Source organism: Streptomyces sp. UC4497, from assembly GCF_054871485.1.
Genome location: NZ_JBTYHB010000025.1, coordinates 58,334 through 71,367 on the forward strand (window position 1 = coordinate 58,334; position 13,034 = coordinate 71,367).

The 13,034-nt window shown below is 71.8% G+C and carries 12 protein-coding genes; 7 read left to right on the top strand and 5 right to left on the bottom strand.

The features are described 5' to 3' along the window. Nucleotides 1-27: 27 nt before the first annotated feature. From ACYSUO_RS28840 to ACYSUO_RS28850, 3 genes are all read right to left on the bottom strand, one after another. Nucleotides 28-1,365 (bottom strand): ABC transporter permease, encoded by a 1,338-nt coding sequence (locus ACYSUO_RS28840; protein WP_461779165.1) that lies wholly within the window; start codon nucleotides 1,363-1,365, stop codon nucleotides 28-30. 4 nt (nucleotides 1,366-1,369) lie between these two features. After that, nucleotides 1,370-2,191 carry an ABC transporter ATP-binding protein gene (locus ACYSUO_RS28845; protein WP_461779166.1) on the bottom strand — a complete coding sequence of 274 codons (822 nt, stop codon included), beginning with the start codon at nucleotides 2,189-2,191 and terminating at the stop codon, nucleotides 1,370-1,372. Between the two features lie 113 nt (nucleotides 2,192-2,304). After that, on the bottom strand, nucleotides 2,305-3,594 hold the full coding sequence (locus tag ACYSUO_RS28850; protein WP_461779167.1) for an MFS transporter: 1,290 nt from the start codon (nucleotides 3,592-3,594) through the stop codon (nucleotides 2,305-2,307). Between the two features lie 285 nt (nucleotides 3,595-3,879). On the opposite strand from ACYSUO_RS28850, the gene ACYSUO_RS28855 reads away from it, so the two are divergent. Genes ACYSUO_RS28855 through ACYSUO_RS28885 form a run of 7 tightly spaced genes read left to right on the top strand, consistent with a single transcriptional unit; the run spans nucleotide 3,880 to nucleotide 10,476 of the window. Then, complete coding sequence (locus ACYSUO_RS28855) at nucleotides 3,880-4,644, top strand: class I SAM-dependent methyltransferase (RefSeq protein WP_461779168.1); 765 nt, start codon at nucleotides 3,880-3,882, stop codon at nucleotides 4,642-4,644. Beyond that, entirely contained in the window at nucleotides 4,641-5,450 is an 810-nt protein-coding gene (locus tag ACYSUO_RS28860; RefSeq protein ID WP_461779169.1) for a Rossmann-like domain-containing protein, read from the top strand. The genes ACYSUO_RS28855 and ACYSUO_RS28860 overlap by 4 nt, the downstream gene beginning before the upstream one ends. Then, a complete protein-coding gene (locus ACYSUO_RS28865; protein WP_461779170.1) occupies nucleotides 5,447-6,472 on the top strand; it encodes a GHMP family kinase ATP-binding protein in 1,026 nt (341 codons plus the stop codon). The genes ACYSUO_RS28860 and ACYSUO_RS28865 overlap by 4 nt, the downstream gene beginning before the upstream one ends. After that, entirely contained in the window at nucleotides 6,393-7,406 is a 1,014-nt protein-coding gene (locus ACYSUO_RS28870; RefSeq protein WP_461779171.1) for a pyridoxal-phosphate dependent enzyme, read from the top strand. The genes ACYSUO_RS28865 and ACYSUO_RS28870 overlap by 80 nt, the downstream gene beginning before the upstream one ends. A gap of 58 nt (nucleotides 7,407-7,464) precedes the next feature. After that, complete coding sequence (locus ACYSUO_RS28875; protein ID WP_461779172.1) at nucleotides 7,465-8,631, top strand: FecCD family ABC transporter permease; 1,167 nt, start codon at nucleotides 7,465-7,467, stop codon at nucleotides 8,629-8,631. A gap of 1 nt (nucleotide 8,632) precedes the next feature. Beyond that, nucleotides 8,633-9,418 (top strand): ABC transporter ATP-binding protein, encoded by a 786-nt coding sequence (locus ACYSUO_RS28880; RefSeq protein ID WP_461779173.1) that lies wholly within the window; start codon nucleotides 8,633-8,635, stop codon nucleotides 9,416-9,418. Nucleotides 9,419-9,456: 38 nt separating this feature from the next. Continuing rightward, nucleotides 9,457-10,476 (top strand): ABC transporter substrate-binding protein, encoded by a 1,020-nt coding sequence (locus ACYSUO_RS28885; RefSeq protein ID WP_461779174.1) that lies wholly within the window; start codon nucleotides 9,457-9,459, stop codon nucleotides 10,474-10,476. A 2-nt stretch (nucleotides 10,477-10,478) separates the two neighbouring features. Here the strand turns inward: ACYSUO_RS28885 and ACYSUO_RS28890 are convergent, their stop codons facing one another. Then, nucleotides 10,479-11,909, bottom strand: coding sequence for a tannase/feruloyl esterase family alpha/beta hydrolase (locus ACYSUO_RS28890; RefSeq protein ID WP_461779175.1), 1,431 nt, complete (start codon nucleotides 11,907-11,909; stop codon nucleotides 10,479-10,481). 33 nt (nucleotides 11,910-11,942) lie between these two features. Continuing rightward, entirely contained in the window at nucleotides 11,943-12,917 is a 975-nt protein-coding gene (locus ACYSUO_RS28895; RefSeq protein WP_461779176.1) for an extracellular catalytic domain type 1 short-chain-length polyhydroxyalkanoate depolymerase, read from the bottom strand. Between the last annotated feature and the right edge of the window lie 117 nt (nucleotides 12,918-13,034).

The following is a 13,034-nucleotide window of genomic DNA, read 5'->3' on the forward strand; positions in this document are numbered from 1 at the left end:
ACCTTATGCCGGGCCGGCTCCGGCGCCTCAGGCGGCAACGGCCACCGCCTCGACCGCCGGGGCCCTCAACACCCGCCGTGTCGTGGCGAGTCCGGTGCCGAACGTCGCCGCAGCGGCGACGGCCACCGTGGCCGCCCAGATCCACGGCCCTTGCCCCGGCAGCACTCCGTCGGCACGCACCGCGGTGAACGGCACGAGCCCGGCGAGCGCCGCGATCGTCCCCGCGACCACGCCGGTGACCGTCAGGACCGCGCTCTCCGCGCCGACCATCGTGAGGACCTGCCCCGGGGTCGCGCCCGCGAGCCGCTGGCCGCCGAACTCGCGGCGCCGGTGGACGGTCGCCGCGTACAGGCTGTTGATCAGCATGATGCAGGCGAAGACGACGATGATGCCGACGACGATCAGGTTGAGCGTCGCGAGGTTCTTGTCGTCGACGCTGCGCGCGAGGCCGGAGGACGCGACCGCGTCGTTCTCCACGGCCTGCATGGAGAGCGTCGCCGTCGCGACGCCGATGAAGAGGATCAACGGCATCAGCACGGCGGAGAGATCCCCGGCGCGCTGTCGCAGGTTGTGGACCGTCAAGTACCCGCTCGCGCCGGTCAGCGCGGTGAGCGGCCGGGTGAGCACCGCGAGCGCGGCGCGCAGCAGCGCGGGGGCGAACGTGGCGAAGCCGATGGACAGCAGAATCGCGCCGTAGGCGGGGAGCGCCATCAGCGCCGGATCGGTGGTGTCGAAGGCGAAGGTGGCGCTCGCCGAGCAGACGCCGAGCACGAGCGCCGCGGTCCCGCCGACGGTCCGCAGGCGTCCGCGCGGCCGTCGCCCGCCGGCCTGCTGCCGAGTGGCGCGGCGCACCGCGAGGAACGCGGCACCGGTCGACGCCAGCACCGTCACCGCGGCGCCGCTGCCCGCCGCGACCGGCCCGAACACCGGGTCGACACCGTGCGCTACCTGCTCGGTGTCCTGGAAGGCACCCACGAGCGCGCGCCCGCCGAGGATCGCGGGTCCGATGGCGAGCAGTGACGCGACGATCCCGATCAGGGCCGCCTCGCCGACGACCATGCGCTTGATCTGTGCGGGCGTCGCGCCGCAGCTGCGGAGCAGGGAGAGTTCCACGGCGCGCTGGCGTACGTTCACGGTCAGCGTGGAGGCGATCGCGAAGAACACCAGGAGCGTGCCGTACCCGCCGACCACGCTCGCGGACGTGGTCAGGGTCTCGGCGCTGGTGTCGTCGACGCCGGCCTGGGCGGCGGTGTCGTAGAGCGAGTCGAAGGACATGACGATCACCGCGCCGAGGAACGCGGACAGCAGCGTCGCGGCGAACCGTCCGGGGCGGTGCCGCACGGACCGCAGGGCCAGGGAGAACATGCGCTCACACCTCCATCTCGGTGTGCGCCGCGGCGTTGGTGGTCTCCGTCGGGCGGTCCCCGAGGTGCGCGAGCCGTTCGGCGACGGCGTCCACGCTCGGCGCGTCGAGGCGCCCGGCGAGCCGTCCGTCCGCGAGGAAGAGCACCGTGTCGGCGTACGAGGCGGCCACCGGGTCGTGCGTGACCATCACGACGGTGCGGCCGTGCAGCCGCGCCGCCTCCCGGAGCAGGGTGAGGACCTCCCGCGCGCTGCGGGTGTCGAGCGCGCCGGTCGGCTCGTCGGCGAAGACCACGGCCGGTTCGGCGACCAGCGCGCGGGCGATCGCGACGCGCTGGCGCTGCCCGCCGGACAGTTCGGCGGGCCGGTGCCCGAGGCGCTCCGCGAGGCCCACCTGCCGCAGCGTCTCGCGCACCCGAGCCCGGTCGACCCGCCGCCCGGCGAGTCGCAGCGGCAGGCTCGTGTTCTGCTCCACGGTGAGGGTGTCGAGGAGGTTGTACTGCTGGAACACGAAACCGATCCGGGTGCGGCGGAACTTGGTGAGCGCCGCTTCGGTGCCTCCGGTCAGCTCTTCCCCGTCGACCGTGACGATCCCGCCGTCCGGCCGGTCGAGCCCGGCCGCGCACTGGAGCAACGTCGACTTGCCGGAGCCGGACGGGCCCATGACCGCGGTGAAACTCCCGGCGGGCAGAGACAGCGACACCCCGTCCAGCGCGGTCACCGCGGCCTCGTCCGTCCCGTACACCTTGCGCACCCGGTCGAGCCGGAGTGCTTCCGGGCTGCGTGCCGGCCGGACCTTCCTGCGCGCACGACTCGTACGACCGACCATCGTCGGCACCTCCACGTCTTCACGTGGGGCACCGCTTGTGCCCCGGTGACGACGCTATGGAGCAACGGGTGCGGGCACATTGGGCGCAGTGCCCCTCGGTGGGGTGGAGTTTCCTACACCTGGTGGCGGGGGTTTTCCTGGTCGCTCGGCGTCCGCGTGAAGCGTCGCGCCGTGGGGGCGAGGGCGGCTGCCGCCGGGGCCAGGAAGCAGATCAACGCGCAGGTGAGCAGCACAGGTTGGGTACCGAAGGTGGTGATGGCGGGCGCGATGAGGGCGAGGCCGAGCGGGGCCAGGCCGTAGGAGAGCAGGAAGTCGAGGGAGGAGACGCGGGCGAGTTTGTCGGGGGCGATCTCGCGCTGTGTGGCCGTGAACCAGGGCACGTTGAACAGTTCGATACCCAGGCCGGCGACCGCGTAGGCGGCGACGACCACCGCGGGGTGCACCGGCAGCGTCAGGCTGAGCGGGGCGAAACCGTAGACCGCCAGGCCCGCGAGCGCCGACCAGCCCTGGGAGCGCGGGCGCCAGCGGGCGATGACCAGGGCGCCGACGAGGGCGCCGACGGCGTACGCGGTGGTGGCCGCGGCGAGCACCGCCTCGGTGTCGTAGCGGTCGCGGCTGATCAACGGCAGGGCCACTCCGGTGGCGGAGTAGCCAGTGGCGATGACGGCGGTGAGCGCGCCGAGGCCGGCGACGAACCACGGGTGGCGGCGGGCCTCCCGCACGCCCTCCAGGAACTCGCGGCGGAACGAGGCCCGTTGGGGCGCCTGCGACTCGGCCTCGATCCCCACGGGGGGTGTCTTCGCGCCGCGGCCGGGGACGAGCGCCGCCACCAGCCAGAGCGCTCCGATACCCAGGAGCAGGGCCTTGATGTCGAGCACGGCGGCGAGCAGCGCGGCGAGCGAGGGACCCATCAACGTACTCGCGCGGACCGCCAACGTCATGGCGGCATTGGCCTGTTGGCGTCGTTCGGGCTCGACGACCTCCGCCGCGAGCGCCTGGAACGCCGGGCGGCACGCCCCCTGCCCGGCGCCCGCGAGCAGCGCGGCGCCGGCCATCAGGAGCAGTGAGCGCCCCAGGCCCGCGGCCAGAAGGGGCGCGGCCACGGCCGCGGCCAGCGCGGACCACAGGACCACGGCGCGGCGCGAGTGCCGGTCGGCCAGCACTCCGCCGATGGCGACCGCACCGAGGAAGCCGGCGGTGCGGGCCGCCAGGGCGAGGCCCAGGCCCGCCGCCGTGAGGTCGCGTTCGAGTACGGCGAGCCCGAGGACGAACGGCAGGGCCCAGGTCGCGAGGCCGGATGCGGTGGTGCCGGTCCACAGGCGCAGGAAGGCGGGGTCGAGCAGGACGGGCCGCGGGCGCGGCGGCCGGGTGATGGCGGGGTCCTGGGGTGGCGAGGTGGTCACGGTTGGCGACTCCCATGGGTCGGCGATCGACGGGGATCGGTGGGTTTTTCGCCCAACAGGCGGGCGACGGGGATCAGTGAGTGTTTTCGCCCAACAGGCGCGCGATCGCGCGGCATTGACCCGCAGCGCGCGGGTCTGCCGCAGGACCGGATGTCGGGCACGGACTAGCTTAGTGAAAACGATTGTCGTTACAGTACCTCTCGGGTTCCACCACCCCGCACCGGGGTGACGGCTCCCGTGCCTCCCCCTGCCCACCACCAGGAACACCCTTGAGGAGCAAGCCCCTTGCACCGCACCGCCACCGGAACCGCGCTGCTCGACCAGCTGCCGCCCCCGCTGCCCGCCGAGCAGATCATCGCCCTCAATCAGCCCAAAGCGGACCTGCACACGTCCCGTACGTACGAGTGGAACGGCTGGTCCTTCGATGTGCCGCCGGGCGTCTTCATGCCCGGCTGGACGAGCCGCATGATCCACGAGTGGCTGCTCGACGGCCGCATCGCTGTCGAGGGCCGCCGCTACGCCGCCATGGGCGCGGGACTCGGCGTCGAGGCCGTCACCGCCGGGGTGCGCGGCGCCGACAAGATCTACGCCATCGATGTGCACGAGGAGAGCGTCGCCGCTGCCGCACGCCACTACGAACGGCTGGTGGGCCGGAGCCCGGACGGCGAGTTCACACCCGTCGTCGGCGACCTCTTCGACGGCCTGCCCGCGGGAGTGCAGGTGGATGTCGTCACGTTCAATCCGCCCGCCGTCAGCCAGCCCGTCAGCGACGACCCCCACGTCGTACGGAACACGTGCGTGGGCGCTCCCCTGCTCGAGCGGTTCTTCGCGCAGCTCGCCGGGCGTGACCTGCTCGCGCCCGGTGGCGAGGTCTTCGTCATCGCCTCCAACACCGCGGATCTGCACACCATCGTGCGGCACGCCCTGGACCACGGGTTCGAGCCCGAGATCGCCCATTTGCACGACTGGCAGGACGGTGTGCTCACCTTCCTGTTCCGCCTGACCCGCACCGCCGAACCGACCCGCACCACCGAAGGGGCCTCCGCGTGAAGCACACCGACGAGCTGTTCGCCGCGGCGCTCGGCGGCGAACTCGGCCCCGATCCCTCGACGTTGACGGCCACCAGCGTCTTCTGGATCCACCACGGCACCCGGCTCGCGGGCGGTGATGTGACGTACCTCAACCAGTACGTTCTCGTCCGGCTCGGCGGCTCCTTCGGCGGCTGCGCCTTCGAGGCGGGCGAGATCGGGCCCGAGCTGTGCCGGGAGGTTTCCGGCAGCCCCCTCGACACCCTGCTCCGGGAGGGGCCGCGCCCGCTGCGGATCGCCGCCCTCGACGCGTATCTCGCCGAACAGCGACCGCACCGCGAGGCGGCCGACGCCGAGCCCGTGACACTCCCCGCGGGTCCGCCCGAGGTGCGTGCCGTCGCCCGGGACACCGCCATCGCCGGGCTCCTCGACCTGCCGGCGGGCGCCCGCGTCGGCCTCATCGGTGTCGTCAACCCGCTGGTCGCGGCGATCCGGGAGCGTGGCGGGGTGCCGCTCCCCTGCGATTTCAATCTGCGGGCCACCCAGTGGGGCGACGAGGTCACCGACGACATGCATCAGGTCCTCGACACCGCCGACGCGATGGTCGCCACCGGCATGACACTCGGCAACGGCAGCTTCGACACCGTCCTGGAGCGCTGCCGCGCCCGCGCCGTCCCGCTGATCGTCTACGCGCAGTCCGGCGGCGCCGTCGCCCGCGCCTTCCTCGGGGACGGGGTGTCCGCGCTGTCCGCGGAGCCCTTCCCGTTCTCGCAGTTCAGCGCCGACCCGAGCACCCTGTATCGCTACCGGTCCGCGAGCGGCTCGTGACGGCTGGAACCCGTCGGGCCGCCCCCGGTGCCGTCCGCACCGGCACCGGGTACGCGCCCTGTCACCACGGCGAGATCCTGCAAGGTGTCTTCCGGGACGAGCACGGGCGATGTCGCCCGGGCCTCGTCACGCTCCCGATGAGCGAGCCGGGAACGCACGCCCGGTTCACCCCCGGGCCCGGCGTGCTCACCGTCGTCCCCGCCGACCGCACGAAGGCGCTGCGCGCCGCCACCCTCACCGTCGAGGAGTGCGCCTCGCAATGTGAACGGGAGCCGTGCGGTGGCGTGTTGACGCTGGTCGGCGACATTCCCGTCGGTCTCGGCATGGGCAGTTCCACCAGCGACGTGCTCGCCACCGTACGGGCCGTGGCCGACGCCTTCGGGCTGTGTCTCGCTCCCGACGTGGTCACCCGGATCTCCCTGAGCGCCGAGCTGGCCTGCGACCCGCTGATGCTGGACGGCCGTCCGCGCCTGTTCGCGCAGCGGCACGGCCAGGTCCTCGAAGTGCTCGGCGAGGCGCTTCCCCCGGTGGTCGTCGTGGGCTGCGCCCTGGCCGGCGGCGCACCGGTCGACACCCTCGCCCTGCCCGCCCCGACCTGCGCCGACACCGACGTCGACGCCTACGAGACCCTGCGCGCCCAGCTGCGTCGCGCCGTGCGTGACCGTGACCCCGCCCTGCTCGGCCGCGTCGCCACGGCCAGCGCCCGGCGCGGTCAACTGCGGCTCGGCCATGCCGGGTTCGAGACGCTCACCGCCCTCGCGGACCGGGCGGGCGCCGTCGGCGTGCAGATCGCGCACAGCGGGTCCGTCGCCGGTGTCCTCTTCGACCCGGCAGCCCCCGGGGCCCGGCATCGCATCCGCCGCTGCGCGCGGGACCTGGACCGTGCGGGCCTGCCCGTCACCCGGACGTTCACGACCTTCCCCACACCTGAGGAGTTCGCCCATGGAGCAGCACATAGCCGAGGCGATCGGCCGACCGGACCTGATACGCCTCGACGACCGGCTCGTCTGTCTGCGCTTTGAGACCATGAAGGTGGTCTCCGCCCTGAAGGCCGTCGAGCATCTGCTCGTCACGGGCGCGGTCCGCCGCGGCGACACCCTCCTCGACAGCTCGAGCGGCATCTACGCCTACGCGCTCGCGCTGGCCTGCCACCGGCACGGCATGCGCTGCCACATCGTCGGTTCCACCACCGTCGACCACACCCTGCGCACCCAACTCGCGCTGCTGGGCGCGACGTTGGAGCAGATGGAGCCCTGCGCCGACCTCAAGCTGGATCAGAAGCGGCGCGTCGCCCGCATCCAGGAGATCCTCGCCGAGCACCCCGACTACCACTGGATGCGCCAGTACCACGACGACATCCACTACCTCGGATACCGCGCGGTCGCCGACCACGTACGCGAGCAGTTGGGCGCGGGCGAGCCGGTCACGGTCGTCGGCGGCGTCGGGTCCGGTGTCTCGACCGGGGCGCTCGCCCGCTATCTGCGGGAGTCGGGCGGCGATGTCCGCCTCGTCGGTGTGCAGCCCTTCGGGAGCATCACCTTCGGCAGCGAACACGTCGCCGACCCGGACATCATCATCGCCGGGATCGGCAGCTCCATCCCGTTCGGCAACGTCGACCACGCGTCGTACGACGTCGTCCACTGGGTCTCGTTCGACGCCGCGCTCGCCGGCAGCGTCGATCTGCTGCGCCGCCATGCCGTCTTCGCGGGTCTGTCCACGGGGGCCGGGCACCTCGCGGCCGGCTGGGAACGGGGCCAGGATCCGGGGCGCACCGTGCTGTTCATCGCCGCCGACACCGGCCACCGCTATGTGGACAGCGTCTTCGCCCGCCACGCAGAGGCCGCCCGCGTGGAGGACCTCGCCCCGCGCCCCGTCGCTTCTCTCGACGAACTCGCCCTGCCCTGGTGCCGGATGAGCTGGGACGGGGCGGGTGCGCCCGCCGCGGCGGTGGCGTAGGCGAGCGCCGATCCCGACGAGCCCCACGACCGTTCCTCTCCATGGAAAGGGTGGCCGCATGCCCCCACCCCTCACCCCCGCGCCGACCACACCGGCGGGCGCTTCTACGGCGGATCCGGCAGGCCCGGCGGACTTGGCGGATCCGACCACCGGCCTGGAGCCGACGCCTGGGAAGAAGAAGCTTCTTGCCACCCTTCCGGGCCTGCTTCTGACCTGCGCGGTTCTCGGCGCACTGCTCGCCGTCTCGGTCGTGGTGGCCATCGGGCTCGGTGCCGCGGTGGTCCCCCCGGGCGAGACCGCGCACTACCTGTGGGCCGCGCTGACCGGCGGGACGATCCGGGCCGACGAGGTCACCACGTACCAGATCATCTGGCAGATCCGGGCGCCACGCGTCCTGCTCGCCGCGCTGGTCGGTGCGGGCCTGAGCGCGATCGGTGTCGCCGTCCAGGCCATGGTGCGCAACGCGCTCGCCGACCCGTTCGTCCTCGGTGTCTCGTCCGGGGCCTCGGTCGGGGCGGTCACCGTCACGGTCACCGGTGGGCTCGCCGCGCTCGGCATCTACGCGGTGTCTGCGGGGGCTTTCCTCGGTGCGCTGGCCGCGTCCGTCCTCGTCTACGTGGCCTCCGCGCGCCGCGGCGCGCTGTCGCCGCTGCGTCTCGTCCTGACCGGCGTGGCCCTGTCGTTCGGCTTCCAGGCGCTGATGAGCGTCATCGTCTACCTCGCCCCCGACAGCGAGGCCACGAGCACCGTCCTGCACTGGACGCTCGGTGGCTTCGGCGCCGCCACGTGGGGTGTGCTGCCCCTCGTGACCGGCGTGGTGCTGGTCGGTGTGGTCGTCCTGCACCGGAACGCCCGCGCCCTCGACCTCCTCGCGCTCGGCGACGAGGCCGCCACGAGCCTGGGCATCGACCCCGACCGGCACCGCAAGGCACTGCTCCTGCTGGTCTCCCTCGTCACCGGAGTTCTGGTCTCGGTCAGCGGTGCCATCGCCTTCGTCGGTCTGGTGCTGCCGCATCTGGTGCGCATGGTGGTCGGCGCCACCCACGCCCGGGTGCTGACGGTCGCGCCGCTCGCCGGAGCCGTGTTCATGGTCTGGGTAGACCTGGTCTCCCGCACGCTGGCCGCCCCGCGTGAACTGCCCCTCGGTGTCATCACCGCGCTCGTCGGCGTGCCGGTGTTCATCACGTTGATGCGCCGCAACGGCTATGTGTTCGGGGGCCGTTGAGATGGATCTGCGACTCGACGGCCTCTCGGTCGTCACCGACGGGAAGAGCCTCGTACGTGACCTGTCCCTCGACGTACCCGAGGGCGAGGTCGTGGGTCTCGTCGGCCCCAACGGCAGCGGCAAGTCCACCGCGCTGCGCTGCGTCTACCGGGCCCTGCGGCCCACCTCGGGCGCCGTACGGGTGGGCGGCGACGACGTGTCACGCCTGCCGCTGCGGCGCAGCGCGCAGCTCATCGCGGCCATGACGCAGGACGGCGCAGTCGACCTCGACTTCACCGTCGAGGAGGCCGTCGCCCTGGGCCGCGCGCCCCACCTGCGCGGCAACCAGCGCCTGAGCCGGCACGAACGCGAGGTGTGCGCCGCGACCATGGACCGTCTCGGCATCCGCCATCTCGCCGACCGCGGCGTGCTGACCCTGTCCGGCGGCGAACGCCAGCGTGTTCTGCTCGCCCGCGCCCTCGTGCAGGACCCCGAGATCCTGGTCCTGGACGAGCCGACCAACCACCTCGACGTACGCCATCAGGTACAACTCCTGTCCCTGCTGCGGGAGTCGGGGCTCACCGTCCTGATCGTCCTGCACGATCTCAATCTCGCCGCTGCCGCCTGTGACCGGATCGGCGTGCTGTCGCAGGGACGCCTGGTGACTGCCGGGACGCCCAAGGACGTCCTGACACCCGAGCTCGTCCAGGACGTGTTCGGGGTCGAGGCGAGCGTCGTCCCGCACCCCCTGACGGGCGATCCCCAGCTGCTCTACTCGCTCGCCCCCGCCTCCGACCCGACCACCTGACCCCACCCACTCGCCACACACCGAAAGGTGCACCACCCATGCCGCAACTCCTCCCGCCCCGCGCCTCGTTCCGCAGACGGGCCGCCCTGAGCACCGCCGTGGCCACCGCATTTCTGGCCACCGCCTGCGGCGCCTCCGTGGATGCCGACTCCAAGACGGCCGCCGCCGAGAAGACCACCGTCAAGCGGTGCGGCGAGAGCGTCGCGTACACGAAGCCGAAGCGCGCCGTCGCCTATGAGGGCGGCAGCGCGGACAAGCTGTTCAGCCTGGGTCTGACCGACCGGGTGCTCGGCTACGTCATGCCGCCCGCGAACCCGCCGGTGGAGCAGTCGCCGTGGGCCAAGGAGTACGCCAAGGTCAAGAAGCTCAGCGACGACCTCCTCAACAAGGAGATCGTGGTCGACGCCAAGGCCGACTTCGTGGTCGCGGGCTGGAACTCCGGCTTCAGCGATCAGAGGGGCATCACCCCCGCGATCCTCGACAAGCTGGGCGTGCAGAGCTTCCTGCACACCGAGAGCTGCTTCAACTATCCCAAGTACCCGCAGAAACTCACCCCGTTCAAGGCCCTCTACTCCGACCTGGAGCGACTCGGGAAGATCTTCGGCGTGGAGGGGCGGGCGAAGGACGTTGTCAGTGACCTCAAGCAGCGCGTGCGGGCCGTCGAGGCGAAGGCACCCAAGGGCGAGCGCGTGCCGGTCTTCCTCTACGACTCGGGCACGGACCAGCCGTTCACGGCGGGCGCCCAGGTCCCGCCCACCGACATCATCAAGAGCGCCGGTGGGCGCAACGTCTTCGCCGACGTCGATCAGCGCTGGACACAGGTCAACTGGGAGGCCGTCGCCTCCAGTCGGCCCGAGGTAGTCATCATCCTCGACTACGGTGACCAGCCCGCCAAGAAGAAGATCGAATTCCTGAAGAGCTCACCGCACACAAGAGATCTGCCCGCGGTCAAGAAGAACAACTTCTTCGTGCTCGACTACAACGAGGGCATCAGTGGACCGCGCAACATCGACGGCCTGGAGAAGTTCGGCAAGTATCTGCGCGACCTGAAGCGCTGACGCTACTCCAACGGGCAACTGGCGAGCAGCGTCGCAGAGTTCGCGTCGGCCGGCCGCCGGACGGTGTGGTCGGCCGGGGGCCGTCCCTTGCCTGCGACCCACTCCTCCATGGCCTCGAAGGCGGCCCGGTGGCACGGCACGATCGGGCGGAGCTTGTCGGGGAAGGTGTCGACGAGGGAGTCGACGTGGGTGCCGTCCTCGATGCGGTAGTAGCGCAGCAGGGCGCCCCGGCCGGACTCCCGCACCATGTCGGCGTAGACGTCGGAGCCCTTGCCGGCCGGGAGCAGGACGTCGAGGGTGCCCTGGAGGGTGATCAGGGGTTTGCCGATGCGGCCGGTCAGGGCGATGCGGTCGACGGCGCGGTGGACCGCGGCAGGGCGGTCGGCGTAGGCGTAGTCGGCGTCGCACGCCGGGGTTCCCGGGGCGCAGTACGGGGTGCCGGCCTCCGTCGCACCGTCGTAGTCCGGGTCGAGTTCCTCGCGGTAGATGCGCTGGGTGAGATCCCAGTAGACCTTGTGGTGGTAGGGCCACAGGAACTCGGATCCTGCCGGGTAGCCCGCCTTGTGCATGGCCTGCTGCGCGGCTTCGGCGCCCTCGCCCCCGGCCGCGTACGTCGGGTAATCGCGCAGGGCCGGGGGCAGGAAGGTGAGCAGGTTGGGGCCCTCGGTGCGCCAGAGGGTGCCCTCCCAGTCCACTCCCCCGTCGTACAGCTCCGGGTGGTTCTCCAGTTGCCAGCGCACCAGGTAGCCGCCGTTGGACATGCCGGTGGCAAGAGTGCGGGCGGGTGGGCGGTGGTAGCGCTGGGCGACAACTGTCTTGGCCGCGCGGGCGAGTTGGGTGACGCGGTCGTTCCACTCGGCGATGGCGTCGCCCGGCCTGCGGCCGTCGCGGTAGAAGCTCAGGCCGGTGTTGCCCTTGTCGGTGGCGGCGTAGGCGTAGCCGCGCTCGAGGACCCAGTCGGCGATCGCGCGGTCGTTGGCGTACTGCTCGCGGTTGGCCGGGGTGCCGGACACCACGAGGCCGCCGTTCCAGTGGTCGGGCAGCCGGATCACGAACTGGGCGTCGTGGTTCCACCCGTGATTGGTGTTCGTGGTGGAGGTGTCGGGGAAGTAGCCGTCGATCTGGATGCCGGGGACGCCGGTGGGGGTGGGCAGATCCTTGGGCGTGAGGCCGTTGTAGTCGGCCGGGTCCGTGTGACCGGACCCGACCGTGCCCGCTGTCGTCAACTCGTCCAGACAGTCGACCTGTTGGCGTTCCGCGCCGGGTACGCGCAGCTGGGCGCGGGCGGCGCAGTGACCGCCGGGAGTCGCCGCGTCGGCTGCGGGTGCCGTCGCGGTGGACGCGAGGACCAGTGAGCAGATTCCCGCGAGCGGCAGTGCCCCGAGTGCGGTTCGTCTGCGGTGTGGACGGGTTTCCGTGCGGGCCGAGGGCATCCATTCCTCCAAGTGACGTGTGGCGGGGGCTCGTCAGCCGCCGAGGCCGAAGAACTTGCTGATCCAGTGGCTGGAGCAGATCGAGTCCAGGAAGTACGGGGCGCCGGTGCTGCCACACTGTTCGGCGCCGGTTCCCGGGTCGACGGGGGTGCCGTGGTTGATGCCCGGCACCTTGTCGACCTCGACGGCCACCGTGCCGTCGGACGTCGCGTACGAGTCCTGCTGCGTGGCGTTCGGGCCGATGCCGGCGGTGCTTGTCGGCGTCTGGCCCACGCCGTGCAACTCCGTCCACTGGTCGCGGAGTTCGGTGCCGTTGCGCGGTGCGACGGTGGTGTCCTTGTCGCCGTACCAGATGGCGACGCGCGGCCAGGGGCCGGAGTACGACGGGTTGGCGTCACGCACAAGCCGGGCCCATTCGGTCGGGCTCTTGTCCACGCCCGGGTTCATGCAGGAGTAGGCGCCGAGGACGTCCTTCGCGCACCCGGAGGGCAGGCCCGCGACGATCGCGCCGGCGGAGAACACGTCCGGGTAGGCGGCCAGCACGGCCGAGGTCATGGCGCCGCCCGCGGACAGGCCCGTCACGAACACCTTCTCGGCGTCGCCGCCGAAGGACGACACCGCGTGGTCGGCCATCTGCTTGATCGACAGTGCCTCGCCCTGGTCACGCCGGACATCGCCGGGCTGGAACCAGTTGAAGCACTTGTTCAAGTTGTTCGACGACGTCGTCTCGGCGAGCACGAGCACGAACCCGTCGCGCTCGGCCATCTCGGGCAGGCCCGAGTTGTCGGCGTACGTCTGGGCGTTCTGCGTGCATCCGTGCAGCGCGAGCACCACGGGCGCGCTGTCCGGCAGTGCCGCCGGTTTGTAGACGTACATGTTCAACCCACCAGGGTTTGAACCGAAATTGCCGACCGGAGTGAGGCTCACCGCGGCACTCGCCGAGGACGCGGGACCGACGAGGACGGACGCGAACACGAGCGAGACGACGGCGGCGAAACCGGCCGTCAAACGGCTCCACCGGCTCCGGGGCCGCGCATGGCGTGAGGGCACTGGCATGCGGAACGCTCCTTGATTCGGCACATGCCCGGTAGCACCGGGCATGTTCGGAACCGTAGGGGCGGGCCC